Below are 25,580 nucleotides of genomic sequence, written 5' to 3'. Positions count from 1 at the left end.
CCCAGCAACAGCAGGCCGCTGCTCAGGGCCAGCCATTGCGACGGTTCCGGCACCGCGGCCGCCGGCGTCAGGTCGAGCTGGAACTGGGTGGCGCCGCGGCCGACGCCGGAAATGTAGATGCCGCTGCCTTCGCCCTCGAACACTGGCAGCGCATTGGTGGTCTGGTTGGTGAAGCCGATCAGGAACCAGGCGCCGCTGGCGGCGTTGATGTCGGTCAGCGCGTTGGCGTTCAGGGTCAGCGTCAGCGGTTGGTCATAAAACGTCGCCGAACCGTAGCTGTGACCGCTGCCGAGGTCGTTGAAAACGGCCACACCCGGATTGAAATTATTGTCGAAGGTGCTCAACGGCGCGCTGACGTCGAACATCTCGATCACGGCCGGCCCGAGGCTGCCGTACGAGCCCGGCGTCAGCGACAGCGTGGCCTTGCTGTATTGCCCCGCCGGGATGAAGAATGCGCCCCAGCTGTTGAAGCGCGCGCCATTTTCACTGCCGGTGAAGGTGTTGTTCAGCGGGGCGGCTTCATCGCTGTGGCCGCCCGAACCGACATAGCCGTTCAATTGCTCCAGCACCGTCACCGTCTCCTGCGCGCTGGCCGCCGCCATCGCCGTCATCGCCAGCACCGCGCCCGCGACCCATTTCCGCACACCCGATTGAGACTTGAACATGATTCCTCCGCTGTAGGTAGATAGCACTGCAAAAAAAGCCGCGTTCCGGGGAACGCGGCCAAGCCCTTCCTTCATTCCTTACTTGGCGCTGATCAGGCGCTTGCGGGCGCCGGTGGCGCCGGCGTCCACCGGCGTGACGTCGCGCGTGTCGATGTTCAGCTCGGTCAGCGAGACCGCGCGGCCGGCCGGGTTCAGCAACTGCACGCCGCCCAGGTAACGCTTGCCCTGTTCCAGCCCGCTCCAGCTGATGCCGACCTTGGCCGAGCCGCCCTGCTTGACCGCCTCCGGCAGCGCCAGTTTCACGTTGCCCTTGGTGTCGTTGGGGATCGCCATGGCGTAGGACACGGTGTAGTTGGTGCTGGCGCCATTCTTCAGCTTGTAGCCGAGCACGCAGACCTTGACCACGCCCATCGGCGGCGCGGTCAGCGTCAGGGTTTCGTTCGAGCCTTCGTGGCCGCTGTAGGCGATCAGGTTGTTGCCCTGGTCCAGCAGCGCCAGGTCGAGGTCGTCGTTTTCGCCGCCATCGGTGTCGCGGTTGGACAGCTCGAAGCGGGCCAGCATGACGTTGTGGGGCACGCCCAGCGTGACCGCCTTGACGCCGGCGCCGCGCGCCGTGCAGGCATTGACGATGCCTTCCAGCGTATCGAGCGAGCCGGCGGCGGCCTGGGTCACGGTCTGCGCCAACCGGGTGTATTCGCGCATGCCGGCGCGCACCGCACCGAGTTTGCCGTCGAAGCCGGTCAGCACGTCCATCTGGCGGCTGCCGCTGGTGCTGGTGGCCGAGAGCAGCGCCGGCGCCTCGGCGCCGCTGTTGTAGCGCGCCTGCAGCGGGCTGCGGACCTTGTGCTCGCTGTCGTTCCACATCACTTCGCCGAATTGCCACACGCCGTCCTCGGCATCGGTGCGCGTCAGGCTGACGTTGTAGCTCTGGGTCTGGCCCGGTTCCAGCTGCAGCGTGGCCGGCGTTACCTTGACGTCGAAGCCGGGGACGCTGGCGCTGGCGGTATAAATCGCGGTCTTGTCGCTGACGTTGGTGACGCTGCGGCTGACGGTCTGGCTGCCGACCACGCCCGGCAGCGAGATCGACGCCAGATTCAGCGCATAGCCCTTCAGCGCGCCGGCGCCGCAGTCGGCGGCTTCGCCGGTGAGGCCGCACAGGTATTTCTGGTAATCGGCAGTGGCGACGTCGTACACCAGGCCCGGATCGGCGGCCTCGTTCGGCTGCACCAGGCCGGCGCCCTGGCCCCATGGCAGGGTGCCGTCCTCATCGCCGGTGAGCGCGGTCGGCAGCACGCCGCGGGTATTGGTCATCAGCGCCGATTTGACGGCGGCCGGCGACCAGTCCGGATGGCGCTGTTTCAGCAGCGCGGCCAGGCCGGCCACGTGCGGCGTCGCCATCGAGGTGCCGGACATGTAGGCGGAATTGCTGTAGGCCGGCGCGGTGCCGGCGATGACGGCATCATGCTGCGCCTGACTCAGGCTGGGCGCGATGCCGGCCAGGATGTCCACGCCCGGCGCGGCCATGTCCGGCTTCAGCACGCCGGGATCGAACATGTTCGGGCCGCGTGAGGAAAAGTCGGCCAGCACCGGGCCGGTCATCGGCGTCATCGCGCTGGCCGCGAGGGCGGCGGTGGCGCCGGCGTTGGCGGCGTATGCGGAAATCGCGTCGCCGTCGGCCTGGCTGACGTGGATGGTCGGCACATTGTAGATGTCGACCACGGTGCCGTTGCCGTCGTCCAGCAGGATCATGCCGACGCCGCCGGCGGCCTTGACCGCGTTGGCCTTGTCGGTGCGGGCGGTGGTGCCGCGGTGGCAGGCGACGATCTTGCCCGCCACCTTGGCCGGGTCGAGCTGGGCGATGGGGTGCACGGCGATCACGTCTTCCAGCCGGTAGCACAGCGCCGCCTGCGACGGGTCGGCGCCCGGCGCCACGGCGTCCTCGGCGCGGATGATGGCGGTGGCCGGCATCGCTTTCGGATTCAGCGAGGCGCCGCTGTACTGCTGGCCATTGCCCAGCGTGACCGTGGCGGTGTGGGTCTTGTCATGGGTGGTGGCGGCCACCGTCGCCATCCACGGGCTGATGTGGGCGACCGCGTTGCCGGGACCGGAATTGCCGCCGGCCGCGGCCACGAACACACCGGCCTCCACCGCGTGACGGAACGCCTGTTCGACCGGATCGAGCGGGCTGGCGCCGCCGCTGATCGAGTAGTTCAGCACGTCGACGCCGTCGGCCACCGCCGCCTCGATCGCCGCCAGGCTGTCGCTGTTGTAGCAGGTGTTGCCGACGCCATTGGGGGTGTCGATGCCGCCGTTGTAGCTCCAGCAGATCTTGTACATCGCCACGCGGGCGCGCGGCGCCATGCCGTTGCGCACGCCCAGCACGTCGCCGTTGCCGGCCAGCGCAGGCACATTGCCGTTGCCGGCCGCGGTCGAGGAGGTGTGGGTGCCGTGGCCGCCATCGCCGGCCGGCGCGCCCAGCGAATCGCGCGGCGAGCGGAATTCGCTCCAGTGGATCGTGCTGCCGCTGGCGCGGAAGCCGTCGTCGAAGTAGCGCGCGCCGATCAGCTTGTTGTTGCAGTTGGCGGCGGTAAAGCCCTCGCCGGTCTGGCACACGCCTTTCCAGCGCGCCGGGGCCGGACCGTAGGCCAGGGTGCCGCTCGGGTCGAAGGTCGGCTGGCCCTTGCTGTCGACGCGGTCGGCATACGACAGGTTTTCTGGCCAGATGCCGGTATCGATCACGCCGACGATGATGTCCTCGCCCGCATGCGCCTTGCCGCCCAGCTGTTCCCACAGGCCGCCGGGCTGGTCCAGGCCGAGGAAGCTCGGGGTGTAGTTGGTGACCACGTGCTGGCGCTCGTCCGGCGTGATGCGCACGGCCTTGCCGCTGGCCATGAGGGCGCGCACTTCGGCGTCGGTCAGGCGCGCGGCGAAGCCGTTGAACACCACCTGGTACTGGCGCGTGATGGGCGCGGCCGGCAGCAGCGCCTTGGCCTGATCCTGCTGGGTGCTGAGGTAACTGCGGTACTGGCGGGCGGCGCTGCTGGCCAGGTCGAGGCGCTGGCCGGGCACCGCCTTGGTGGCGCGCATGCCGCCGAGATTGCCACTGTAGGCGGCGACCGGCTGGTCGGCCAGCTGCACGATGTAGGGACGCCGCACATCGTCGGCGCGGGCCGGATGGATAGCCGCCAGCAGCGGCATGGCGGCCATCAGCAGCAGGGTAAGACGGCGCTGCCGCGGTACTTTGTTCTTTGCCATTAAAGCTCTCCCGTGGATGGTTGGTGATGCTTTTTGCTCGAAAGTCGCGCCAAAAACTATAGCAACTTAACCAATTAAAATGGAAAGAAATTCAATTAAATTTGTAACACGGTTAAAAAAATACAACGCTTACAAATTACTTTTTCCGTGATTATTGGTGATAAATAGTCACCAAATTGTCACAGTCTTCATAGGAGAAATAGCGCAAAACATGAAACTGAATTGTCACAAAATTTTTACCGTTTGGACAAATAATAAAGATGCAATTGTATAGACGTAGCATGTCGTGCTGTGCATACTTGGTTTCTTGTTAACCTGAGGGAGAAACAATGAAACTTGCCGCACGTTATGCACTTGTCGCCGGTCTGGCCGCCGCTGCCGGGCCGGTATTCGCCGACGCTTACAGCACCGCCAGCTTCGGCAATGTCACGGTGACGCTGATCGATCTGGATCCCAACGACGGCATCGCCGCCAGCATTTCCTTCCTGCCGAATACCACCAAGTTTGATGGCGGGGCTTACATCCATGGTGAGGCCGAGGACGGCATCATTGGCGGCTATGATCCAGGCCATCAGCTCCAGCGCTTCGACAAGAGTGGCGCCTGGCAGAGCACCAATGTCAGCGGCAACGCCCATACCGGACTTTCTTCGGCCGCGGCCAGCGTCACCGGCTCGGCCAGCGGCGTCGGTTTTACCGCGCTGAGTGTGTCGGGCAAGGCGCTCAGCGGCCTGGACGATCACGGCAACTATTACAGCTACGCCAGCGTGCCCTTTAACAACGTCGACAACCGCGGCTTCGTCCTGTCCGCCAACACCAAGGTGGTGTTCTCGGTCGATGCTGCCATGAGCGCGACCATGACGCGCGGCTATACCGCTGGCGCGCTCGAAGGGGAGTCGGCATCGGCGCTGATGTCGTTGTATGCCGGCGGTCTGGCGGCGGATGGCAGCATGCTGGACGACCTGCAGCAGCACGGCGTCGGTGTGCAGTATTTCGATGGCGGTCCACTCGGCGGCGCCACCGATAGCTGGGCCGGTGTGATGTCGGCCAGCTACAGCAACCTCACCAATCACAGCAGCCAGGGCCAGTTCTGGGCCGATGCGCAGGTAGGTGGTCATTCGGTGATGGCGGCGGTGCCGGAACCGGAGACTTACGCCATGCTGCTGGGAGGCCTGGGCCTGCTGGGTGGCCTGGCGCGCCGCCGCAATCGTACCGTCTAACCGTCAACTCTGGAGAATTCATGAAGCGCTTTGTAATGCACACTCTGGCGGCGGCCTGCCTGGCTGCCGCCGTCGGCCCCGTGTTCGCCAATGCGAGCAGCAGCGCCACCTTCGGCAACCTGGTCATCACGTTGACCGATCTGAATCCCAACGACGGCATCGCGCCCAGCATGTCGTTCACCGCCTATGGGCACGCCTATGTGCTGGGCGAAACCCTGGCCTGGGGTGATCTGAAGGACGATACCCTGTATGCCTACACCGCCAAACAGCAGCAGGGCGTGCTATCCGGCGAGACCCACACCGACTGGTCTTCGGCGACATCCAGCGTGACGACCGCCAACACGGTGGCCGGCTTCACCGCATTGTCGGCGCAGGGCACGGCCAACAGCGGGCTCGATGCCAACGGTGCTTACCGCAGTTACGCCACCGGGGCCGATCCGTTCGAAAACGGCTTCGTCCTGTCGGCCAACACCAAGGTTACGTTCAGTACCAATGTCTCGATGCAGACCCAGACCACGATGGGCTATAACCTCGACGCCGACCAGATGGAGTATGCGAATGCGCACGCGCTGTTGTACGTGGCCGGCAGCGTCAATGGCGTCGACCGCAGCGATACCCAGGAGCGCGACATGTGGTCCACTTTCGATGTCCGCGACGACGGCAGCACCATGGGCATGCATGATAGCTGGAGCGGGCAGTTCTCGGTCAGTTTCGCCAACGACAGCGCGATGGACGCCTCCGGCACGATGAAGGGCTTCGTCTCGACCGAAGGTTACTCGGCTGTCTGGGACGGCGTAACGCCGGTGCCGGAACCGGAAACCTATGCCATGCTGCTGGGTGGCCTGGGCCTGATCGGCGCCATCGGCCGCCGCCGCAAGGCGCGCGCTGAGCGTTAAGGTTGAGCGCCGGTAGCGACGGGGCGGGTGGTGTCGCCCACCCACTCGCTCCAGGAGCCGGGATAGAGCGCGGCGCCGGGCAGGCCGGCCACTTCCAGGGCCAGCAGGTTGTGGCAGGCGGTGACGCCGGAGCCGCACTGCATGATGGCCTTGGCCGGATCGGCGAACAGCGGCGCGAAGTCGGCCTTCAGCTGGGCGGCGTCCTTGAAGCGGCCTTCGGGCGTCAGGTTATCCTTGAAGAAGCGGTTCTTCGCGCCCGGGATATGGCCGCCGACCGGATCGATGGTTTCGTTTTCGCCGCGATAGCGGTCGGCCGCGCGCGCGTCGACCACGGTGCGTTCCTGCGATTCCAGATTGGCCAGCACTTCATCGGCGTTGACGGTGGAGACCAGCGAGGCGCGCTCGCCGATGCTGCCCGGCGTGCGGCGCTCGGCATGCGTCACCATCGGCAGGCCGGCCGCCTGCCAGGCCACCAGGCCGCCGTCCAGCACCGCCACCGCCGGGTGCCCGACCCAGCGCAGCAGCCACCACAGGCGCGCCGCGAACATGCCGCCGTGCGCGTCGTACGCCACCACCTGGGTGTCGTCGCTGATGCCCCAGCCGCGCAGGGTTTCGATGAAGGCGGCCCGTCCCGGCAGCGGATGGCGGCCCTGGAATTTGCCGTCGGCGCCGATCTTGGCGCCCGACAGATCGGTATCCACGTTGGCAAACTGCGCGCCGGCGATATGGCCGATGGCGAAGCTGTCTAAGCCCGCATTGGGATTCATCAGGTCATGGCGGCAATCGAGGATGACCCAGTTCGGATCTTCCAGGTGTCGGGACAGGGTGACGGCGTCGATCAGCTTGGTGTGCATGGCGTGGGTTCCTTATACTTCGCTGGCAATGGGGTCGGTACTGGCGATGGCCTTACCTTTTTCAGTGTTGCGCGTATTGTAGAACGTCGCGGCGATCCCTGACGCCAGAATGATGCCGATGCCTGCCCAGCTGTACCAGCTGAACACGTCGCCGAAGATGAACACGCCCCAGATGCTGGAAAACACGATGCCGGTGTACTGCAGGTTGGCCACCACCAGCGTGCTGCCCAATCGATAGGCGCGGGTCATGGCCACCTGCGCGCTGGTGGCGCACACGCCGATGCCCAGCAACAGCAGCACGTCGCGCAGATCCTTGATCGGATGCCACACCGGCCCGCCGGCGCCGGCGGTCACGAACACGCCGACGATGCCGGCCGCCAGGTTCATCACGGTGAAATAGAAGACCACGCGGTTTTCAGGCTCGCCGGCCAGGCCCATTTTGCGCACCTGCATATAGGCGGTGGCAGTGATCACGCTGGAACCGAGCGCGATCAGCGCCGGCGTCAGCTGGTTGGCGTGGAAGGCGGGCCGCAGCAGCAGGGTGACGCCGACGAAGCTCATGCCCACCGCCAGCAGCAGCGGCCATTTGACCTGGTTCTTGGCGTGCCACCAGCCCATGGCGAACAGCCAGGCGGCGATCCAGATCGGCGACAGGTAGTTGAGCGTCATGGCGGTGGCCAGCGGCAGCTGGCCGATGGAGTAGTACCACAGCCACAGGGAAGTCACGCCGATCAGGCCGCGCCACACGTGGGCGCCCGGCATGGGGGTGCGGAAGGTTTCGCCACGCAGCAGTATCATGGAACCGAGGGTGATCACGCCGACCACGCCCCGGTACAGCACCAATTCGGATGTTGAGAACTCTTCCGAGGCCAGTTTCACGCACACGCCCATGACGGCAAACATGAAACTCGCAAACAACATCCAGAGTGACTGCATTGGTATGAACCCTATAAGCCTTATAAATCCATCTTGTTGCGATACCAGTCGTGGAAGTGCTGCATGCCGTCTTCCATCGGCGACTGATACGGACCGCCGTCCGTCTCGCCACGCGCCATCAGGGCTCTGCGGCCGGCATCCATGCGCAGGCCGATTTCATCGTCCTCGATGCAGGTTTCCATGTAGGCGGCGCGTTCGGCCTCGATGAATTCGCGCTCGAACAGTACGATTTCCTCGGGGTAGTAGAACTCCACCACGTTCCTGGTGCGCTGCGGACCTTCCGGCCACAGGGTCGACACCACCAGCACGTGCGGATACCATTCGACCATGATGTTCGGATAGAGCGTCAGCCAGATCGCGCCATACGGGGGCGCCTCGCCGCCGCGGAACTTCAGCACCTGTTCCTGCCAGCGCCTGTAGATTTCCGAGCCGGACTTCCGCAGGCCCTTGTGCACGCCCACGGTCTGCACGCTGTACTCGCGGCCGAACTCCCAGCGCAGGTCGTCGCAGGTGACGAAGCTGCCCAGGCCCGGGTGGAAAGGCTCGACGTGATAGTCTTCCAGATAGACCTCGATGAAGGTCTTCCAGTTGTAATCGCAGTTGTGGACTTCCACGTGATCCAGCATGTAGCCGCTGAAATCCAGATCTTTGGTCACCGACAGGTTGTTCAGCTCCGCCATGACGTTGTAGCCATTCTGCTCGAACAGCAGGCCGTTCCAGCTTTGCAGTTTGGTCTTGGGCAGATTGAGGCAGGGCGTCTCCGGGAAGTGCGGAGCGCCGATCAATTCCCCCTTGAGGTCATAGGTCCAGCGGTGCAGCGGGCAGACGATGTTGTTGGCATTGCCGCGGCCATGGAACATCAGTGCCTGGCGGTGACGGCAGACGTTGGACAGCAGTTCAAGACCATTGGCATTGCGGACCAGCATGCGGCCTTCGTTTTCCGAGGCCAGGGTGGCAAAGTCGCCGATATTCGGCACCATCAGCTCATGTCCGACGTAGCGCGGACCGGCTTTGAAGAGTTGCTGCATTTCGCGCTGCAGTCGCGCTTCGTCAAAATAGACGCTTACCGGAAGTTGCGCGTGTGGACGCGCCAGCTTGGCGTGGGTACCCAGATCGGACATCCAAACCCCCCTTAATCAATATTCAAACCAAGAAGAGACAGAATCCGTAAAGACCCGCATTCAAATGCGTTGAGGTGGTATTTAGGACAGAACCGAAGATTATACCGTCTTTTACCCCTCTCCGGCATTAATTTCTGCGCCATGTTTGTGCATAAGCTTGTATTTTGTATACGTCTCCTCTGCATTTGGGGGGGATTACGCTAAAATCCATAGTCCACCGCGTGCCAGCCTGCTAATGTTCCACCGGAACAGATGGTTTGCTCTAAAATATCAAGCTACACTGCGCTGGCTGTGTTGTGCAAAAGAAAACAGAGTGAATATGCCCAAGAATTTATCCGCCGCCGCGACCGCCGCCGCCCCCGTCTCGTTTGAAGAAGCGATGGCGGAACTGGCGCAGCTGGTGGCGCAAATGGAGGCCGGCCAACTGCCGCTGGAAGCCTCGGTGGCCGCCTACGCGCGCGGCTCCGAACTGGTGAAGTTCTGCGCCGCCCAGCTGGAAAAGGTCGAATCCCAGGTCAAGGTGCTGGAAGGCGACATGCTCAAGCCTTTCGCCGAAGCCGGGGAGGGCGAGTAATGAACGCCGCCTTCCAGGACTGGATGAAAACCGTGCAGGCTGGATCTGAAAACGATTTATCCGGTTTCCTGCCCTCCGCCGACACCATCCCGACCAAGCTGCACGAAGCCATGCGCTATGCGCTGCTCGGCGGCGGCAAGCGCGTGCGCCCGCTGCTGGTGTACGCGGCCGGCGCGCTGTTCGGCGCCGAAGCCGCGACCTTGAGCCGCGCCGCCGCCGCGGTGGAAATGATCCATGCCTACTCGCTGGTGCACGACGACATGCCGTGCATGGACGACGATGAACTGCGCCGCGGCAAACCGACGGTGCACGTGGCCTACGACGAAGCCACCGCGCTGCTGGTCGGCGACGCGTTGCAATCGCAGGCCTTTGTGGTGCTGTCCGGGGACACCGGCGTGCCGCCGGCGCGCCTGGTGGCCATGCTGCGGCTGCTGGCGCAGGCGTCCGGCTCGGCCGGCATGTGCGGCGGCCAGGCGATTGACCTGGACAGCGTCGGCATCAGCCTGACGCTGGAACAGCTGGAGCGCATGCACCAATTGAAGACCGGCGCGTTGCTGCGCGCCTCGGTGGTGCTGGGCGCGCTGGCCGGCAAGGACCTGGACGACAACGAACTGCGGGCGCTGAACGTCTACGCGCGCGCCATCGGCCTGGCGTTCCAGGTGGTGGACGACGTGCTCGATGCGACCGCCGATTCGGCCACGCTGGGCAAGACCGCCGGCAAGGACGCCGCCGACAACAAGCCGACCTACGTATCGATACTGGGACTGGAACCGTCGCGCGCACTGGCGGAAAAATTGCGGCTCGACGCGCATGCAGCGCTGGAGCCGTTTGGAGAAAAAGCTCTGCGATTACGCGAACTCGCGGATCTGATCGTGCAGAGGAAGGCCTAAATGAACTTGCTCGATACTATAAATTCCCCGGCCGATGTACGCAAACTGTCGTACAGCCAACTGACCCCGCTGGCGCATGAACTGCGCGCCTACCTGCTCGACTCGGTCTCCAAGACCGGCGGCCACCTGTCGTCCAACCTGGGCACGGTGGAACTGACGGTGGCGCTGCACTACGTGTTCAACACGCCGCACGACCGCATCGTGTGGGACGTCGGCCACCAGACCTATTCGCACAAGATCCTGACCGGCCGCCGCGACCGCATGCACACTCTGCGTCAGCTGGGCGGCATCTCCGGCTTCCCCAAGCGCGACGAAAGCGAATACGACACTTTCGGCACCGCGCACTCGTCGACCTCGATCTCGGCGGCGCTGGGCATGGCGCAGGCGGCCAAGATCAAGGGCGACAACCGCCACGCCATCGCCGTGATCGGCGACGGCTCGATGACCGCCGGCATGGCGTTCGAAGCGCTCAACAACGCCGGCGTGCAGGACGACGTCAACCTGCTGGTGATCCTGAACGACAACGACATGTCGATCTCGCCGCCGGTGGGCGCGCTGAACCGCTACCTGGCACGCCTGATGTCGGGGCAGTTCTACGCCGCCGCCAAGAACGTCGGCAAATCGGTGCTGCCGGCGCCGGTGCTGGAACTGGCCAAGAAGCTGGAAGAACACGCGAAAGGCATGGTGGTCCCGGCCACCATGTTCGAGGAATTCGGTTTCAACTACATCGGCCCGATCGACGGCCATGATCTGGAGTCGCTGATCCCCACGCTGCAGAACATCAAACAGCTGAAAGGCCCGCAGTTCCTGCACGTGGTGACCAAGAAAGGCCAGGGCTACAAGCTGGCCGAGGCCGAGCCTATCCTCTACCACGGCACCGGCAAATTCAATCCGGCCGAAGGCATCAAGCCGGCCGCCACGCCGGCCAAGAAAACCTACACGGAAGTCTTCGGCGACTGGCTGTGCGACATGGCGGCGGCCGACAAGAAACTGGTCGGCATCACGCCCGCCATGCGCGAAGGCTCGGGCATGGTGCGCTTCGATCAGGAATACCCGGACCGCTACTTCGACGTCGGCATCGCCGAGCAGCACTCGGTGACCTTCGGCGCCGGCCTGGCCTGCGAAGGCCTGAAACCGGTGGTGGCGATCTATTCCACCTTCCTCCAGCGCGCCTACGATCAGCTGATCCACGACGTCGCCCTGCAAAACCTGGACGTCACCTTCGCGCTGGACCGCGCCGGCCTGGTCGGCGCGGACGGCGCCACCCACGCCGGCAACTACGACCTGGCCTACCTGCGCTGCATTCCCAACATGGTGGTGATGGCCGCATCGGACGAAAACGAATGCCGCCAGATGCTGACCACCGGCTACCACTATCCCGGTCCGGCGGCGATCCGCTATCCGCGCGGCGCGGGCGTCGGCGCTGCGATCAAGCCGGAACTGATCAGCATCGAGATCGGCAAAGGCGAAATCAAGCGCCACGGGCAGAAGATCGCCATCCTGGCTTTCGGCTCGATGGTGGCGCCGTCGGTGACGGCCGGCGAGACCCTGAACGCCACGGTGGCCAACATGCGCTTCGTCAAACCGCTGGACGTGGAGCTGGTCAAACAACTGGCCGCCGACCACGACTGCCTGGTGACGGTGGAAGAAGGCTGCATCATGGGCGGCGCCGGTTCGGCGGTGGCGGAAGCGCTGGCTGCCGAAGGCGTCATCAAGCCGGTCCTGATGCTGGGCCTGCCGGATAAATTCATCGACCACGGCGACCCGGCCAAGCTGCTGTCCAGCGTCGGCCTGGATGCCGCCGGCATCACCGCTTCCATCAAACAGCGTTACCTCAGCGACGAACCGCGACTGGTCGTCAACAACGGCTGAACCGCCAGCGCGATCGCTTGATAACCTGCCTCGCCGGGATGCAGGTGGTCGCCGCTGTCATAGCGTTGCTGCATGCGCGCCGGGTGTGAGGGATCGCGCAGCAGCGCGTCGACGTCGACCACCGCGTCGAACTCCCCGCGCTCCCTGATCCACCGGTTGATTTCCCGCCGCAGCGCGTCCTTGGCCGGCGTGTAGTAGCCTTCGATCTGCGTGCCTTCGAACGGCGGCAGCGTGGCGCCGATGATGCGCACGCCATGGGTGCGCGCCTGCGCGATCAATTGGCGGTAGGCGTCGATCATGCGCTGCGCCGTCATGGGCGCTTCGCGCGGCGCGAACACGCTTTGCGGCCAGCCGATGTCGTTGATACCGATGAGTACCACCACGGCGCACATGCCGGGCTGAGCGAGCACGTCCTGCCCGAAGCGGGAGGCGGCGTTGGCGCCCATGCGGTCGCCCAGCAGCCGCGCGCCCGAGATGCCGGCATTGACCACGGCGATGCCGTCCGGCGCAAGCTGCGCCGCCAGGTAGTCGGGCCAGCGGCGATTGCGGTCGGGCGTGGAGCCGTTGCCGTCGGTGATGGAGTCGCCAAAGGCCGCCACCGTCCGCGCCGTTGTCATCGTTTCGACCCAGATCCCGCTCAGCAGCGCGCGGCCGGACAGTGGCTGCGGGTTGTCCAGCGTCGCCGCCGCGGCCTGGTTGCCGTCCGCGATCCAGCCGGTCTGTTGCGCGCCCCAGTGGAAGGTGGACAGTGGCGTATGGCGCGGCAGGTAGATACTGACTTGCAGCAGCTCCAGCGCCTTGAGCGGCAGGTCGATCGGGTCGCTGACCAGTGGCGCGCCGGCCGGAATGACGGCGCTGCGCGCGCCGCCGAAGGTGATCGCTTGCGCGCCGTTCGCGCCGGCGATGTGGACCTCGCCGACGGTCAGCGGCTGCCTGCCGTAGCGGTTGGACAGCACCACGCGCACACGCCGCCCGCCGATGCTGATGCGCGCCGTTTCGCGTACCGTCTGCCGTTGCAATGCCGCCGGCACGCCGGTCGGCAACGTGAAGTCTTCCGCATGCCACGCCGCTTGGGGGCTTGCCTGCCAGCTGGCGGCCCAGTGTTGCGCAGCATGCAAAGGTGTGTGCATCATTGCCGCCAGCATGGCGGCGCCCGTCAGTCGTTTCATGAAACCTCCCGTGAAAACCACAAGGTAGGTCATTCGGATTGCGCGCGGAAGACGGCGATTCCGACTATACTTCATTCAATTATGGAATGAGGTGGCAATGGACAGCATTCGCGCACTACGCTGTTTTGTCCGCGCCGTGGAACTGGGCAGCTTGTCCGCCGTCGCGCGCGAGGAGGGTAGCACCCAGCCCACCGTCAGCAAGCTGATGGCCGCCCTGGAACGCGAGCTGGGCGTGCGCCTGCTCGAACGCAGCACCACCAGCCTGCAGGCGACGCCGCAAGGCGCCCGCTTCTACCAGCGGGCGCTGGGTGTGCTGTCCGAATATCAGGGCGCGGTGGCGGAGGCGCGCGGCGAGAACGAAACCCCGGCGGGGCTGATCCGCGTGAATGCGCCGGCGGCGTTCGGCCAGTTCCGCCTCAACGCCCTGCTGGCGGCGTTCCTCGCGCGCTATCCGCAAGTCGATATCGAGCTGATACTGGACGACCGTATGGTCGATCTGGTCAAGGAGGGCGTGGACATCGCCGTGCGCCAGGGGCGCGAGCTGCCACCCGACGCGGTGGCGCGTGTGGCTGGTGTGTCGCCGCGCCAGCTGGTCGCCGCGCCGGCTTACCTGCGCGAGCGGGGCACGCCGCGGCGGCCGCAGGACCTGACGCATTTCGAGTACATCCGCTTCGCCTGGCTGGCCGACGGCGATCTGCTCACGCTGCATCGCGGCGCCCGCAGCGAAACCATTGCCACGCATGGCCGCTACCGCGTCAACCATGCGCTGGCGATCCGCGACAGCCTGGCCGCGGGCGGCGGCATTGGTTTGTGTCCGCTGTGGCTGGTGCAAGACCTGCTCGACAGCGGCGCGCTGGTCACCGTGCTGCCGCAATGGCACGGCCAGCCGCAGCCGCTGCACCTGCTGTCGCCGACGCGCCGCTACCAGCCGTTGCGCGCACGCTTGCTGCTGGATTATCTCGCCGCGCAGATCGTGCGGCTGCCCGGATACAACGCGACCTGAGATTTCCTTGCATCCGCCGGCGGCTGGCCTATATTGATATAAACAGTTTATATCGGAGGCTGGCATGAAACCGCTCGCGGCGGGTCTGCTGTCGTTTCTGCTGTTGTCCGTCGCCGGCGCGCAGGTGCCGGAGTCCGGCCGACTGCAGGAACTGCGTTTCAGCGCCGAGGAGGTCGATGCCCGCATGGAGGACCGCTATATCGACCGCACCGTCGACCTGGCGGCCGCCGGACAGCTCGACGAAGACCGCGCGCTGCTGGCGCGGCTCCAGCGCATCGCCGATCGGCTGGTGCGCGCAGCTGTCGAGCTCAAGCCGGAGACGGCGCAATGGCAATGGGAAGTGCACACCACCAGCGACGCCGAAGTGGATGCGCTCTGCATGGCCGGCGGCAAGATCCTGGTCGGCAGCGCCTTCGTGCGCCGGCTGGCGTTGAACGACGGCGAACTGGCCACGCTGCTGGCGCACGAAGTGGCGCACGCGGTGGCCGAACATCACCGCGAAACCTTTTCCGAGGCGATGCTGCTCAACCGTCTGCCGCCGGCGCCGCTGGAGGTGGTGATGGCGCGGCTGGACAGCGATCTGTCGCTGCAGATCCGCCTGTCGACGCTATCGAGCATGCAGGAGTCGGAAGCCGACCAGTTGGGCATGGTGCTGGCCCATCGCGCCGGCTGGCGCGCGGCCGACATGGTCAGCTTCTACCGCAAGCTGGCGACGGCCGGGCAGGCGGCGTTACTGTCGGGCGCTTATCCCGCCGCGGCGTCGCGTCTCAGCATGGCCATGGGCATGGCCCGGTTGTTCGGCGATTAACCGCGCTTGCGTTCGTGCTGCCACAGCACGTCGCTGCCGCCGGCATGGCGGTTCAATACACGCGCCAGCACGAACAGCAGGTCGGAAAGCCGGTTCACGTACTGGCGCGGATGTTCGTGGATGGTCTCTGCCTTGCCCAGCGTGACGATGCTGCGCTCGGCCCGGCGGCACACGGTGCGGCAGATGTGCGCCTGCGACGCCGCGCGCGAGCCGGCCGGCAGGATGAATTCGGTCAGCGCCGGCAGGGTCGCGTTGTACTTGGCCAGCAATGCGTCGAGACGTTCGACATGCGCCTCCTTGATCATCTGGTAGCCGGGGATGCACAGTTCTCCGCCCAGATCGAACAGATCGTGCTGGATGGTGACCAGTTCGTCGCGCATATCGTCCGGCATGTCTTCGCACAGCAGCAGGCCCAGATGCGAATTCAGTTCGTCCACGTCGCCGATGGCGATGATGCGCACGCTGTCCTTGTCGGTGCGGCTGCCGTCACCGAGGCCGGTGGTGCCGCCGTCGCCGGTGCGGGTGGCGATTTTCGAGAGTCGGTTGCCCATGAGGTTCAGGCTTTCGGCGCGATGCTGGCGCGGCGCGGGTTGTAGGGATCGAAGCCGGGCGTGTTCCAGAATTCCTGGATGCCTTTGGTTTCGTACATGCTGATCTCCTCGTCGTACATGGGGAACAGGCCGGCCAGGAAAATGGTGCGGTCGGGCAGCTCGAACTTGATCTGTTCTTCGTTCAGGAACGGCGGGCGGTAGACGAAGCAGGCGTTCATCGCGCTGTCCCGGGACATCGGTTGATCGATCTTGAACGACGCCTGGTAATGGAACGAACTGTCGTTGAAGAAGGACTGGGCGATGTAGGCGGCGGCGCTGCCCCAGCCCGGGTCCTTGGTGTACAGCGAGAAGCTGAGTTCAGGTTTGCCATGCACCCAGTTCGGGTGACTGGCATTGGACAGGCCGGCGGTGACGGCAGTGGTCATGTCCTTGGCCGGGAAATCCTCGAAATAGTAGATCAGCATGCGCGGACGGTTGTCCAGCGCCACCTGCCCGATCTTCGCCTGCACGCCGAACCGTTCTTCCAGCGCCAGGAGCCAGGCCTGCTCAAAATTGTGTTCCATTTCTGTTCCAGTGTAGTGATAAAGCTGCGTTCAGAAGAATACAACAAATCAGTGGCGTATTTGCGGCAAGTTGTGCTTACAATCGCGTATCGATTGTGTTTTTAGCTACCTGCCCATGAACACTGTTAGCGATCTCACCGCCCGCCGGGCGCAAGTGGCTGCCGCGTTGCTGCGCGTGCTGCCGCCGCGCGCGGTGCTGTCCGAGCCCGAGGATACGCGGCCGTACGAATGCGACGGCCTGGCGGCCTATCGCCAGCTGCCGATGATCGTGGTGCTGCCGGACAGCGAAGCGCAGGTGGTCGCCGCGCTCAAGGTCTGCCGCGAACTGGCTGTGCCGATTGTGCCGCGCGGCGCCGGCACCGGCCTGTCCGGCGGAGCGATGCCGATTGCCGATGGCGTCGTCATCTCCACCGCGCGGCTGAACCGCATCGTGCGCATGGATGCGTATTCGCGCACGGCGGTGGTGCAGCCGGGCGTGCGCAATCTGGCGATTTCGGAGGCGGCCGCGCCATATGGACTGTATTACGCGCCCGATCCGTCGTCGCAGATCGCCTGCACCATCGGCGGCAACGTGGCGGAGAATTCGGGCGGCGTGCATTGCCTGAAATACGGCCTGACCGTGCATAACGTGCTGCGCGTGCGCATGGTGACCATCGATGGCGAGGTGGTGGAGCTGGGCAGCGGCGCGCTCGATGCGCCGGGACTGGATCTGCTGGCGGTGTTCATCGGCTCGGAGGGCATGCTGGGCATCGTCACCGAGGTGACGGTGAAGCTGGTGCCCAAGCCGGCCACCGCGCGCGTGATCATGGCTTCGTTCGACGAGGTGGTGAAGGGGTGCCACGCGGTGGCCGCGCTGATCGCCGCCGGCATCATCCCGGCCGGGCTGGAGATGATGGACCAGACCTCGTCGCGCATGGTGGAGCCGTTCGTCAAGGCCGGCTACGACACGGACGCGGCCGCCATCCTGCTGTGCGAAGCCGACGGCACCGTCGAGGAAGTGGAGGAGGACATCGCGCGCATGTCGGCAGTGCTGGAACAGGCCGGCGCGATCGCCATCGCGGTGTCGCGGTCGGAGGCCGAGCGCCTGAAGTTCTGGTCGGGCCGCAAGAACGCGTTTCCGGCCGCCGGCCGCATCTCGCCCGACTACTACTGCATGGACGGCACCATACCGCGCAAGCGCCTGGGCCAGGTGCTGAGCGGCATCGCGGCGATGGAAGTCAAGTATGGCCTGCGCTGCGCGAATGTGTTCCACGCGGGCGACGGCAACCTGCATCCGCTGATTCTGTTCAACGCCAACATCCCCGATGAGTTCCAGCGCGCCGAAGCGTTCGGCGCCGAGATCCTGGCGCTGTGCGTGGAGGTCGGCGGCACCATCACCGGCGAGCATGGCGTCGGCATCGAGAAGATCGATTCCATGTGCGTGCAGTTTGCCCCGGCCGAGCTGGAAGCCTTCTTTGCGGTCAAGCGCAGTTTCGATCCGGCCGGCCTGCTCAATCCCGACAAGGCGATTCCGACGCTGAACCGCTGCGCCGAATTCGGCAAGATGCGCGTCAGCGGCGGCGCGCTGCCATTCGCTCACTTGCCCCGCTTCTGACGATGCGTACCTACGACGATTTCGCCGCCCGCATCCGCGCCGCCAGCGCCGCGCGTGCGCCGTTGCGCCTGCGCGGCGGCGGCACCAAGGACTGGTACGGCCAGGCGCTGCAGGGCGAGATTCTGGATACGCGCGCCAACAGCGGCATCATCGCTTATGAGCCGACGGAGCTGGTGATCACCGCGCGCTGCGGCACGCCGCTGGCGGAGATCGAGGCGGCATTGGCGCAACACCACCAGATGCTGGCATTCGAGCCGCCCCGTTTCGAAGGCGCGACCATCGGCGGCGTGGTGGCCAGTGCGCTGTCCGGCCCACGCCGCGCCAGCGCCGGCGCGGTGCGCGACTTCGTGCTTGGCGCGGTGCTGATGGATGGCCGTGGCGAGGTGCTGCGCTTCGGCGGCCAGGTGATGAAAAACGTCGCCGGCTACGATGTGGCGCGGCTGCTGGCCGGTTCGCTCGGCACGCTGGGGCTGATATTGGAAGTGTCGCTCAAGGTGCTGCCCAAGCCGGTCAGTGAAGCCAGCCTGCGTTTCGGCATGAGCGAGATCGAGGCGCTGACGCGGTTGAACGAATGGGCCGGTCAGCCCTTGCCCATCTCGGCCAGCTGCTGGCACCAGGACGTACTGTCGCTGCGCCTGTCCGGCGCACAGGCGGCCGTGGCGGCGGCGCAGCGCAAGCTCGGCGGCCAGGCGCTGAGCGGCACCGACGCCGATGCCTTCTGGGCCGCGTTGCGCGACCAGAGCCACGCGCATTTCCGTGGCGGCAGCCTGTGGCGGATGTCCGTGCCATCGCACGCCAGCGCCATCATTCTGCGCGGCGAACAACTGATCGAGTGGGGCGGCGCGCAGCGCTGGCTGAAGATCGCGGAAGACGACACGGCCGCCAGCGCGGAGGCCATACGCCGCACGGTGGCGGCGGGCGGGCATGCAACGCTGTACCGCGCTGGCGACAAGAGCGCGGGTGTGTTCCATCCGCTGGCGCCGGCGCTGGCGAACATCCATGAGCGGCTGAGACGCTGCTTCGATCCCGCAGGCATCTTCAATCCAGGCCGCATGTACTGACTATGCAAACCAATCTCGCCGACTTCATCAAACACACGCCGGAAGGCGCCGAGGCGGAGGCCATCCTGCGCGCCTGCGTGCACTGCGGCTTCTGCACCGCCACCTGTCCCACCTACCAGTTGCTGGGCGATGAGCTGGATGGGCCGCGTGGCCGTATCTACCTGATCAAGCAGGTGCTGGAAGGCGCGCCCGTCACCGCCAAAACGCAGACGCATCTGGACCGCTGCCTGACCTGCCGCAATTGCGAAACCACCTGTCCATCCGGCGTCAAATACGGACGGCTGGCGGATATCGGCCGCAAGGTGGTGGAGCAGCGCGTGCAGCGTCCGCTGGGCGAGCGTTTCAAGCGCGCGGTGTTGAAGCAGGCCTTGCCGCGCAAGGCTGTCTTCGGCGCGGCGCTGAAAGCGGGGCAGCTGTTCCGGCCACTGTTGTCGCCGGCCTTGCAGGACAAACTGCCGCCGTCGCGGAGCGCGGGCAATTGGCCGATGCGGGAGCATGAACGCAAGATGCTGCTGCTGGATGGCTGTGCCCAGCCGGCCATGGCGCCCAACATCAACGCCGCCACAGCGCGCGTGCTCGATGCGCTGGGCGTACAGCTGATCGTCGCGCCGAAAGCCGGCTGCTGCGGCGCGCTGCGCTATCACCTAAACGACCAGGAGGCGGGACTGGACGACATGCGCCGCAACATCGACGCCTGGTGGCCGTATGTGGACCGGGTGGAGGCCATCGTCATGACGGCGTCCGGCTGCGGCGTCACCGTCAAGGAATATGGCCATCTGCTGGCGCACGACGCGGCCTACGCCGACAAGGCGCAGCGCATTTCCGCCATGACGCGCGATCTCAGCGAGATCCTGCCGCCATTCGAGCCTGAGCTGGCCCGCGGGGCGCGTACCTACGGCGGTGGCGGTGTCGCTTACCATCCACCGTGCACGCTGCAGCACGGCCAGCAGATTCGTGGCAAGGTGGAAAGCGTATTGCGCGCGGTTGGCGTCGACGTGGTGCTGTGCGCCGACAGCCATTTGTGCTGCGGCTCGGCCGGCAGCTATTCGCTGCTGCAGCCGGAGCTATCGTTGCAGCTGCGCGATCGCAAGCTGGCCAGCCTGGCCGACACCGGCGCCAGCACCATCGTCTCGGCCAACGTCGGCTGCACGGCCCACCTGCAATCGGGCACCGACACCCCGGTCATGCATTGGATAGAGTTGATAGACCGCGCGCTGACTCCGCGTGCAGGCTGACGATGGGCGGCAGGCTGGCCGCGGCCTGCCACACGTGCGCCGTGTCGAAGCTGGCCACCCACGACAGCACTTCGTCGGCCGGCATCGGGCGGGCGATGCCGTAACCCTGCACCAGATCGCAGCCCAGGCGCATCAGCATGGCGCCGTGTTCCGTGGTTTCCACCCCTTCCGCAATCACCTTCAGGCCGAAGGAGCGCGCCAGGCCGATCACCGCGCTGACCAGGTGCAGGTCGTCACGGTCGACCAGCATGTTGCGCACGAAGCTCTGATCGATCTTCAGCACGTCGGCCGGCAGGCGTTTCAGGTAGGACATGGATGAGTAGCCGGTGCCGAAATCGTCGAGCGCGAAGCTGATGCCCAGCGCCTGGCAATCCTGCATGATGGCGCGCACGTGGCTGATGTCGCTGAGCGCAGACGACTCCAGGATCTCCAGTTCCAGCATATGCGGCGGCACTTCCGGGTACTCGGCCAGGATGGCTTTCAGGCGCTCGACGAAATCGGGACGCTGGAAATGCCGCGCCGCGATGTTCACGCTGATCACCCACTGCGGATCGGCGGCGCGCCACGATTGCAGCCGGCGCAGGGCTTCGCGCAGCACCCATTCGCCGATATCGACGATCACGTCGCTGTGTTCGACGATGGGCAGGAAATCCATCGGCCCGATGATACCGCGCAGCGGATGGTTCCAGCGCAGCAGCGCTTCCATGCCGATGATGCGGCCCTTGCGCATGTCCAGCTTGGGCTGATAGAACAGCACCAGTTCATTGGCGCGTACCGCGTTGCGCACTTCGGTGCGGCGGTTGTGATGGGTGCGAACCTGTTCGTCCAGGTCGGAATCGAAGAAGTGATGGCGGTTGCGGCCCGTGACCTTGGCCTGGTACAGCGCCTGGTCGGCGTGGCGCAGCAGGCTGTCGGCGCTGATGTCGGTGCCCGCGTACACGGCGATGCCGACGCTGGCCGACATGCCCACAGCGCGGCCGCCGCACATGTAGTCGCGCGACAGCGCCGTCATCAGCTGGCCCATGGCCTGCTCGATGGCGGCGCGGCTGTTCAGGTCCGGCAGCAGCAGCACGAATTCGTCGCCGCCCAGGCGTGCCACGTAGTACCGCTGACCGGCAAAATCGTGCAGGCGGCTGGCGGCCTGCTTGAGGATCTCGTCGCCCACCGCCTGGCCCAGCGCCTCGTTCACGTGCTGGAAGTGATCGAGGTCGAACAGGCACACGGCCAGCAGATAGTTATGCTCGCGCGCGCGCGCCACCTCCTGCTCGAAGCGCAGCGCCAGCGCGGCGCGGTTGGGCAGGCCGGTCAGGATGTCGTGATTGCTTTGCCAGGAGATCTGCTGCATCAGCTGGCGGCGCTCGGTGACGTCGCGGAACACCAGCACCGATCCCTGCACCTCGCCGCGCGCGGTGCGGATGGCGTTGGCGGTGTATTCCACGGTGCTGATCTCGCCCTGGCGGCTGCGCAGGCTCTGGTTGCCGACCTTGACCACTTCGCCGCCGGAATAGATGGCCTTCATCGCCTTCAGCAGCGAGTGCTGGCCGAAGTTGTTCGCCAGGACGAACACCTGGTGCAGCTCCATGCCGCGCGCGCGCGATTCCGCCCAGCCGGTCAGCTGCTGCGCCACCTCGTTGATGGATTCGACGCGGCCCACGATGTCGGTGGTGATGACGGCGTCGCCGATGGAGGCCAGCGTGACTTCGATGCGCTCCTTCTCCACCTGCAGCTGCTGCTGCGCCAGCAGGGTGCGGGTCAGCTGCGAACTGAGTTCGTGCTGGCTTTGCTGGAGCTTGTGCACCAGCGCCTGCACGCGCTGCGCCATGTTGTTGAAGGTGCTGGCCAGCAGGCGCGCTTCCAGCGTGCCGCTGACCGCCATGCGCACGTCGTGGTCGCCGGCCTGGAAGCGGTTGGTGGCGTCGGCCAGGTCGCGCAGCATGCGCTTGTTGGCGAAAATGATGATGCCGAGCAGGACGTAGATAACGGTAACGTTGACAGCCGAGATCATGACCTGCTGGTGCACCTCCTGCCACACGTGGTTGATGGCGCGGGTCGGCGCAAAGGTCAGCGCCAGGGTGGCGCCGCCGACGGCGGTGCGGCGTTCGATCGCGCCGATGTCGCACAGGCGCAGGAACCAGCGCGGATACTCGGCCGCCGCCGGCGGCTTGCGCAGCGCCTGCAGCTGGCCGCCGGCGTAATCGAGGCGGGCGGCGCTCAGGTCGCCGTTCAGCAGCAGGGCCGAGGACAGCGCCGCGTCCAGCGCGTGGCGGTCGGACGCCGCCAGCAGCGGCAGCAGGGCTTTGCGCAGATGGGCGTCCATGGCGTCGGCTTCCATCGCATAGCGCGCGCCGGCGTGTTCGGTGGCCGTTTTCAGCAACAGGCTATAGCGGATGCCGACCACCGTCGCGATGATCAGGAAAACCGGCACGAACAGGCGCGAATACATGCCCATCCTGAGCCACGGCGATAACAGTTTCCCCAGCCAGGACATTATTCAGCCAGCAGTTTTTCGATGTCCTGTATCAGTTCCTCTGGCTTGGTGGCTGGAGCGTAGCGGTTGTACACCGTACCGTCCTTGCGGATCAGGAATTTGGTGAAGTTCCACTTGATGCCTTCGGTGCCGAGGATGCCCGGCGCATCCTTCTTCAGCTTCTGGAACAGCGGATGGGCGTGGTCGCCGTTGACGTCGACCTTGGCGAACATGGGGAAGGTGACGCCGTAGTTCTTTTCGCAGAAGGCGCCGATTTCGGCGGCGTCGCCCGGCTCCTGCGCGCCGAACTGGTTGCAGGGGAAGCCCAGCACTTCCACGCCGCGCTCCTTGAATTGCTGGTACACCGCCTCCAGCCCCTTGTACTGCGGTGTGAAGCCGCACTTGCTGGCGGTGTTGACGATCAGGAGGACCTTGCCCTTGTACTGGGCCAGGTCGACCGGTTGGCCGGACAGGCTGTCGGCGGTGATATCGAAGATAGTGCTCATCAGATTAATCCCAAATGTTCAGTGCCGGCGCTCAGATCGCGGTTCTTGGCGGCCTTGCCTTCCAGCTTGATGGCCAGGCGCAGATCGTTGACCGAGTCGGCGTTGCGCAGCGCGTCTTCGTACGTAATCAGGTCTGCCTCATGCAGATCGAACAGCGACTGGTCGAAGGTCTGCATGCCCAGTTCGCGCGATTTCTTCATCAGCTCCTTGATCTCGTGGACTTCGCCCTTGAAGATCAGGTCCGAAATCAGTGGTGAATTTAACATGATTTCAATGGCGACCACGCGACCCTTGGATTCCTTCTTCGGAATCAGGCGCTGCGAGATCATGCCCTTCAGGTTGAGCGATAAATCCATCAGCAGCTGCTGGCGGCGCTCCTCCGGGAAGAAATTGATGATGCGGTCGAGCGCCTGGTTGGCGCTGTTGGCGTGCAAGGTGGCCAGGCACAGGTGGCCGGTTTCGGCGAAGGCGATGGCGTGGTCCATGGTCTGGCGGTCGCGGATCTCGCCGATCTGGATCACGTCCGGCGCCTGGCGCAGCGTGTTTTTCAGCGCCACTTCCCAGTCCTCGGTATCGACGCCGACCTCGCGCTGGGTGACGATGCAGTTCTTGTGCGGATGGACGAATTCGACCGGGTCCTCGATGGTGATGATGTGGCCGTAGCTGTGCTCGTTGCGGTAACCGACCATGGCGGCCAGCGTGGTCGACTTGCCGGAGCCGGTGGCGCCGACCATGATCACCAGGCCGCGCTTGGCCATGATCACCTCTTTCAGCACCGCGGGCAGGCCGAGCTCGTCGAGCTTGGGGATGTCGCTGTTAATGGTGCGCAATACCATGCCGACCGAGCCCATCTGCTGAAACGCCGACACGCGGAAGCGGCCGATGTCGCCGGGGCTGATGGCGAAGTTGGATTCCTTGGTGAGTTCGAACGCGGCGGCCTGCTTGTCGTTCATGATCGAGCGGGCCAGGTCGCTGGTATGGCCGGGCGTGAGCACCTGGGCCGAGACCGGCGTCATCTTGCCGTCGATCTTGATCGCCGGCGGGAAGCCGGAAGTGATGAACAAGTCCGAGCCCTTCTTGGCCACCATCAGGCGCAGCAGGTCGAACATGAATTTGGAGGCCTGATCGCGTTCCATCATAAATCCTTCAATTCGGGGTCAGGTCTTTCATTGCGTCACGAGCTCTGCCGTAGGGCTCACTACGGCAGAGCTCGTGACGCAATGAAAGACCTGACCCCGGAGTTTGCCCGCGGCGTTTAGCCGGGGAAGTTTTCGGGCGACTTGGCGGCGCTGCGGGCGCTGGCGGCGCTGATCACGTTGCGCCGCACCAGGTCGGTCAGGTTCTGGTCCAGGGTCTGCATGCCGACGCTGCTGCCGGTCTGGATCGCCGAGTACATCTGGGCCACTTTCGCTTCGCGGATCAGGTTGCGGATCGCCGGGGTGGCGATCATGATTTCGTGTGCCGCGACGCGGCCGCTGCCGTCCTTGGTTTTCAACAGGGTCTGCGAGATCACCGCCTGCAGCGATTCCGACAGCATGGCGCGCACCATTTCCTTCTCATCAGCAGGGAATACGTCGACGATGCGGTCGATGGTCTTGGCGGCCGAGGAGGTGTGCAGCGTGCCGAACACCAGGTGGCCGGTTTCCGCCGCCGACAAGGCCAGGCGGATGGTTTCCAGATCGCGCAGCTCGCCCACCAGGATGCAGTCCGGGTCTTCGCGCAGCGCCGAACGCAGCGCGTTGTTGAACGACAGCGTGTGCGGCCCGACTTCGCGCTGGTTGATCAGGCATTTCTTGGAGTCGTGGACGAATTCGATCGGGTCTTCGATCGTCAGGATGTGGCCGTACTCGTTTTCGTTGAGGTGGTTGACCATGGCCGCCAGCGTGGTCGATTTGCCGGAGCCGGTGGGGCCGGTCACCAGCACCAGGCCGCGCGGCTTGAGCGCCAGCTCGGCAAAGATCTTGGGCGCGTTGAGGTCTTCCAGGCTGAGGATCTTGGACGGAATGGTGCGCAGCACGGCCGAGGCGCCGCGTTCCTGGTTGTAGGCGTTGACGCGGAAGCGCGCCAGGCCCGGGATCGCGAACGAGAAGTCCACTTCCAGCATTTCTTCGTAGGCCTTGCGCTGACCGTCGTTCATGATGTCATAGATCATGCCGTGCACGTCCTTGTGCTCCAGCGGCGGCAGGTTGATGCGGCGCACGTCGCCGTGCACCCGTATCATCGGCGGCAGCCCGGCGGACAGGTGCAGGTCCGAGGCCTTGTTCTTGACGGAGAATGCGAGTAGTTCGGAAATGTCCATTTATAATCCCTGTGCCCAGCTGGGTTTGACCTGTATATGTGGCC

The 25,580-nt window shown here is 65.2% G+C and carries 22 protein-coding genes; 10 read left to right on the top strand and 12 right to left on the bottom strand.

The genetic code is table 11. The features are described from left to right. A partial coding sequence (locus tag E4L98_RS09845; protein ID WP_135201373.1) for a hypothetical protein occupies positions 1-665 on the bottom strand: 665 nt, incomplete at its 3' end. A gap of 78 nt (positions 666-743) precedes the next feature. Further along, on the bottom strand, positions 744-3,920 hold the full coding sequence (locus E4L98_RS31165; RefSeq protein WP_307722102.1) for a S8 family serine peptidase: 3,177 nt from the start codon (positions 3,918-3,920) through the stop codon (positions 744-746). 329 nt (positions 3,921-4,249) lie between these two features. Between E4L98_RS31165 and E4L98_RS30615 the strand changes: the two genes are divergently transcribed. Then, positions 4,250-5,137, top strand: a complete 888-nt coding sequence (locus E4L98_RS30615) for a PEP-CTERM sorting domain-containing protein (RefSeq protein WP_229257335.1) — start codon at positions 4,250-4,252, stop codon at positions 5,135-5,137. A gap of 20 nt (positions 5,138-5,157) precedes the next feature. Further along, complete coding sequence (locus E4L98_RS30610) at positions 5,158-6,033, top strand: PEP-CTERM sorting domain-containing protein (RefSeq protein WP_135201372.1); 876 nt, start codon at positions 5,158-5,160, stop codon at positions 6,031-6,033. Here E4L98_RS30610 and E4L98_RS09825 read toward each other — a convergent pair. Genes E4L98_RS09825 through E4L98_RS09815 form a run of 3 tightly spaced genes read right to left on the bottom strand, consistent with a single transcriptional unit; the run spans position 6,030 to position 8,944 of the window. Continuing rightward, entirely contained in the window at positions 6,030-6,887 is an 858-nt protein-coding gene (locus tag E4L98_RS09825; RefSeq protein WP_135201371.1) for a sulfurtransferase, read from the bottom strand. The genes E4L98_RS30610 and E4L98_RS09825 overlap by 4 nt on opposite strands. 12 nt (positions 6,888-6,899) lie before the next feature. Next, positions 6,900-7,823, bottom strand: coding sequence for a DMT family transporter (locus tag E4L98_RS09820; protein WP_135201370.1), 924 nt, complete (start codon positions 7,821-7,823; stop codon positions 6,900-6,902). A gap of 20 nt (positions 7,824-7,843) precedes the next feature. Then, entirely contained in the window at positions 7,844-8,944 is a 1,101-nt protein-coding gene (locus E4L98_RS09815) for an aromatic ring-hydroxylating oxygenase subunit alpha (protein WP_135201369.1), read from the bottom strand. Between the two features lie 319 nt (positions 8,945-9,263). Here E4L98_RS09815 and E4L98_RS09810 point away from each other — a divergent pair, with 319 nt between their 5' ends. From E4L98_RS09810 to dxs, 3 genes are read left to right on the top strand one after another with little or no spacing between them, the layout of a single operon-like run. Next, the gene (locus tag E4L98_RS09810; RefSeq protein WP_135201368.1) at positions 9,264-9,518 is read left to right on the top strand and encodes an exodeoxyribonuclease VII small subunit; all 255 of its coding nucleotides are present in this window, start codon (positions 9,264-9,266) and stop codon (positions 9,516-9,518) included. Next, entirely contained in the window at positions 9,518-10,408 is an 891-nt protein-coding gene (locus E4L98_RS09805; protein ID WP_135201367.1) for a polyprenyl synthetase family protein, read from the top strand. The genes E4L98_RS09810 and E4L98_RS09805 overlap by 1 nt, the downstream gene beginning before the upstream one ends. Next, a complete protein-coding gene (gene dxs, locus E4L98_RS09800; protein WP_135201366.1) occupies positions 10,409-12,280 on the top strand; it encodes a 1-deoxy-D-xylulose-5-phosphate synthase in 1,872 nt (623 codons plus the stop codon). On the opposite strand, the gene E4L98_RS09795 is transcribed toward dxs, so the two are convergent. Next, the gene (locus E4L98_RS09795) at positions 12,238-13,449 is read right to left on the bottom strand and encodes an SGNH/GDSL hydrolase family protein (RefSeq protein ID WP_135201365.1); all 1,212 of its coding nucleotides are present in this window, start codon (positions 13,447-13,449) and stop codon (positions 12,238-12,240) included. The genes dxs and E4L98_RS09795 overlap by 43 nt on opposite strands. A gap of 97 nt (positions 13,450-13,546) precedes the next feature. On the opposite strand from E4L98_RS09795, the gene E4L98_RS09790 reads away from it, so the two are divergent. Both E4L98_RS09790 and E4L98_RS09785 read left to right on the top strand, forming a co-directional pair. Continuing rightward, complete coding sequence (locus tag E4L98_RS09790) at positions 13,547-14,452, top strand: LysR family transcriptional regulator (protein ID WP_135201364.1); 906 nt, start codon at positions 13,547-13,549, stop codon at positions 14,450-14,452. A 64-nt stretch (positions 14,453-14,516) separates the two neighbouring features. Continuing rightward, entirely contained in the window at positions 14,517-15,260 is a 744-nt protein-coding gene (locus E4L98_RS09785; RefSeq protein ID WP_135201363.1) for a M48 family metalloprotease, read from the top strand. Here the strand turns inward: E4L98_RS09785 and E4L98_RS09780 are convergent. Both E4L98_RS09780 and E4L98_RS09775 read right to left on the bottom strand, forming a co-directional pair. After that, positions 15,257-15,811 (bottom strand): cob(I)yrinic acid a,c-diamide adenosyltransferase, encoded by a 555-nt coding sequence (locus E4L98_RS09780; protein ID WP_135201362.1) that lies wholly within the window; start codon positions 15,809-15,811, stop codon positions 15,257-15,259. The two genes, E4L98_RS09785 and E4L98_RS09780, sit on opposite strands and share 4 nt — an antisense overlap. A 5-nt stretch (positions 15,812-15,816) precedes the next feature. Then, on the bottom strand, positions 15,817-16,374 hold the full coding sequence (locus E4L98_RS09775) for a suppressor of fused domain protein (protein ID WP_135201361.1): 558 nt from the start codon (positions 16,372-16,374) through the stop codon (positions 15,817-15,819). Positions 16,375-16,489: 115 nt separating this feature from the next. Between E4L98_RS09775 and E4L98_RS09770 the strand changes: the two genes are divergently transcribed. The 3 genes from E4L98_RS09770 to glcF are packed head-to-tail and all read left to right on the top strand — an operon-like array spanning position 16,490 to position 20,264. Then, positions 16,490-17,968, top strand: coding sequence for an FAD-linked oxidase C-terminal domain-containing protein (locus tag E4L98_RS09770; protein WP_135201360.1), 1,479 nt, complete (start codon positions 16,490-16,492; stop codon positions 17,966-17,968). Between the two features lie 2 nt (positions 17,969-17,970). Further along, entirely contained in the window at positions 17,971-19,029 is a 1,059-nt protein-coding gene (glcE, locus tag E4L98_RS09765) for a glycolate oxidase subunit GlcE (protein ID WP_135201359.1), read from the top strand. A gap of 2 nt (positions 19,030-19,031) precedes the next feature. Next, positions 19,032-20,264: a glycolate oxidase subunit GlcF gene (gene glcF, locus E4L98_RS09760; RefSeq protein ID WP_135201358.1), complete on the top strand. Its 1,233-nt coding sequence runs from the start codon at positions 19,032-19,034 to the stop codon at positions 20,262-20,264. Here glcF and E4L98_RS09755 read toward each other — a convergent pair. The 4 genes from E4L98_RS09755 to E4L98_RS09740 all read right to left on the bottom strand — a co-directional run bounded on the left by E4L98_RS09755 (position 20,212) and on the right by E4L98_RS09740 (position 25,536). After that, entirely contained in the window at positions 20,212-22,707 is a 2,496-nt protein-coding gene (locus E4L98_RS09755) for a putative bifunctional diguanylate cyclase/phosphodiesterase (RefSeq protein ID WP_229257334.1), read from the bottom strand. The two genes, glcF and E4L98_RS09755, sit on opposite strands and share 53 nt — an antisense overlap. Before the next feature lie 44 nt (positions 22,708-22,751). Next, positions 22,752-23,237 carry a glutathione peroxidase gene (locus tag E4L98_RS09750; protein WP_135201357.1) on the bottom strand — a complete coding sequence of 162 codons (486 nt, stop codon included), beginning with the start codon at positions 23,235-23,237 and terminating at the stop codon, positions 22,752-22,754. Further along, positions 23,237-24,373: a PilT/PilU family type 4a pilus ATPase gene (locus E4L98_RS09745; RefSeq protein ID WP_135201356.1), complete on the bottom strand. Its 1,137-nt coding sequence runs from the start codon at positions 24,371-24,373 to the stop codon at positions 23,237-23,239. The genes E4L98_RS09750 and E4L98_RS09745 overlap by 1 nt, the downstream gene beginning before the upstream one ends. A 119-nt stretch (positions 24,374-24,492) precedes the next feature. Further along, positions 24,493-25,536, bottom strand: coding sequence for a type IV pilus twitching motility protein PilT (locus E4L98_RS09740; protein ID WP_135201355.1), 1,044 nt, complete (start codon positions 25,534-25,536; stop codon positions 24,493-24,495). Between the last annotated feature and the right edge of the window lie 44 nt (positions 25,537-25,580).

The organism is Duganella callida (assembly GCF_004614165.1).
Taxonomy (GTDB): domain Bacteria; phylum Pseudomonadota; class Gammaproteobacteria; order Burkholderiales; family Burkholderiaceae_D; genus Rugamonas; species Rugamonas callida.
Note: the sequence above shows the minus strand (reverse complement) of the source record. Positions and strands in the feature narration are given on the sequence as shown.

Coding starts and splice junctions, on each gene's coding strand:
- E4L98_RS09795 (WP_135201365.1), bottom strand. CDS start 13,449: ATGAAACGACTGACGGGCGCCGCCATGCTGGCGGCAATGATGCACACA.
- E4L98_RS31165 (WP_307722102.1), bottom strand. CDS start 3,920: ATGGCAAAGAACAAAGTACCGCGGCAGCGCCGTCTTACCCTGCTGCTG.
- E4L98_RS09745 (WP_135201356.1), bottom strand. CDS start 24,373: ATGGAACGCGATCAGGCCTCCAAATTCATGTTCGACCTGCTGCGCCTG.
- E4L98_RS09805 (WP_135201367.1), top strand. CDS start 9,518: ATGAACGCCGCCTTCCAGGACTGGATGAAAACCGTGCAGGCTGGATCT.
- glcF (WP_135201358.1), top strand. CDS start 19,032: ATGCAAACCAATCTCGCCGACTTCATCAAACACACGCCGGAAGGCGCC.
- glcE (WP_135201359.1), top strand. CDS start 17,971: ATGCGTACCTACGACGATTTCGCCGCCCGCATCCGCGCCGCCAGCGCC.
- E4L98_RS09790 (WP_135201364.1), top strand. CDS start 13,547: ATGGACAGCATTCGCGCACTACGCTGTTTTGTCCGCGCCGTGGAACTG.
- dxs (WP_135201366.1), top strand. CDS start 10,409: ATGAACTTGCTCGATACTATAAATTCCCCGGCCGATGTACGCAAACTG.
- E4L98_RS09770 (WP_135201360.1), top strand. CDS start 16,490: ATGAACACTGTTAGCGATCTCACCGCCCGCCGGGCGCAAGTGGCTGCC.
- E4L98_RS09825 (WP_135201371.1), bottom strand. CDS start 6,887: ATGCACACCAAGCTGATCGACGCCGTCACCCTGTCCCGACACCTGGAA.
- E4L98_RS09750 (WP_135201357.1), bottom strand. CDS start 23,237: ATGAGCACTATCTTCGATATCACCGCCGACAGCCTGTCCGGCCAACCG.
- E4L98_RS09775 (WP_135201361.1), bottom strand. CDS start 16,374: ATGGAACACAATTTTGAGCAGGCCTGGCTCCTGGCGCTGGAAGAACGG.
- E4L98_RS30610 (WP_135201372.1), top strand. CDS start 5,158: ATGAAGCGCTTTGTAATGCACACTCTGGCGGCGGCCTGCCTGGCTGCC.
- E4L98_RS09810 (WP_135201368.1), top strand. CDS start 9,264: ATGCCCAAGAATTTATCCGCCGCCGCGACCGCCGCCGCCCCCGTCTCG.
- E4L98_RS09755 (WP_229257334.1), bottom strand. CDS start 22,707: ATGTATTCGCGCCTGTTCGTGCCGGTTTTCCTGATCATCGCGACGGTG.
- E4L98_RS09785 (WP_135201363.1), top strand. CDS start 14,517: ATGAAACCGCTCGCGGCGGGTCTGCTGTCGTTTCTGCTGTTGTCCGTC.
- E4L98_RS09740 (WP_135201355.1), bottom strand. CDS start 25,536: ATGGACATTTCCGAACTACTCGCATTCTCCGTCAAGAACAAGGCCTCG.
- E4L98_RS30615 (WP_229257335.1), top strand. CDS start 4,250: ATGAAACTTGCCGCACGTTATGCACTTGTCGCCGGTCTGGCCGCCGCT.
- E4L98_RS09820 (WP_135201370.1), bottom strand. CDS start 7,823: ATGCAGTCACTCTGGATGTTGTTTGCGAGTTTCATGTTTGCCGTCATG.
- E4L98_RS09780 (WP_135201362.1), bottom strand. CDS start 15,811: ATGGGCAACCGACTCTCGAAAATCGCCACCCGCACCGGCGACGGCGGC.
- E4L98_RS09815 (WP_135201369.1), bottom strand. CDS start 8,944: ATGTCCGATCTGGGTACCCACGCCAAGCTGGCGCGTCCACACGCGCAA.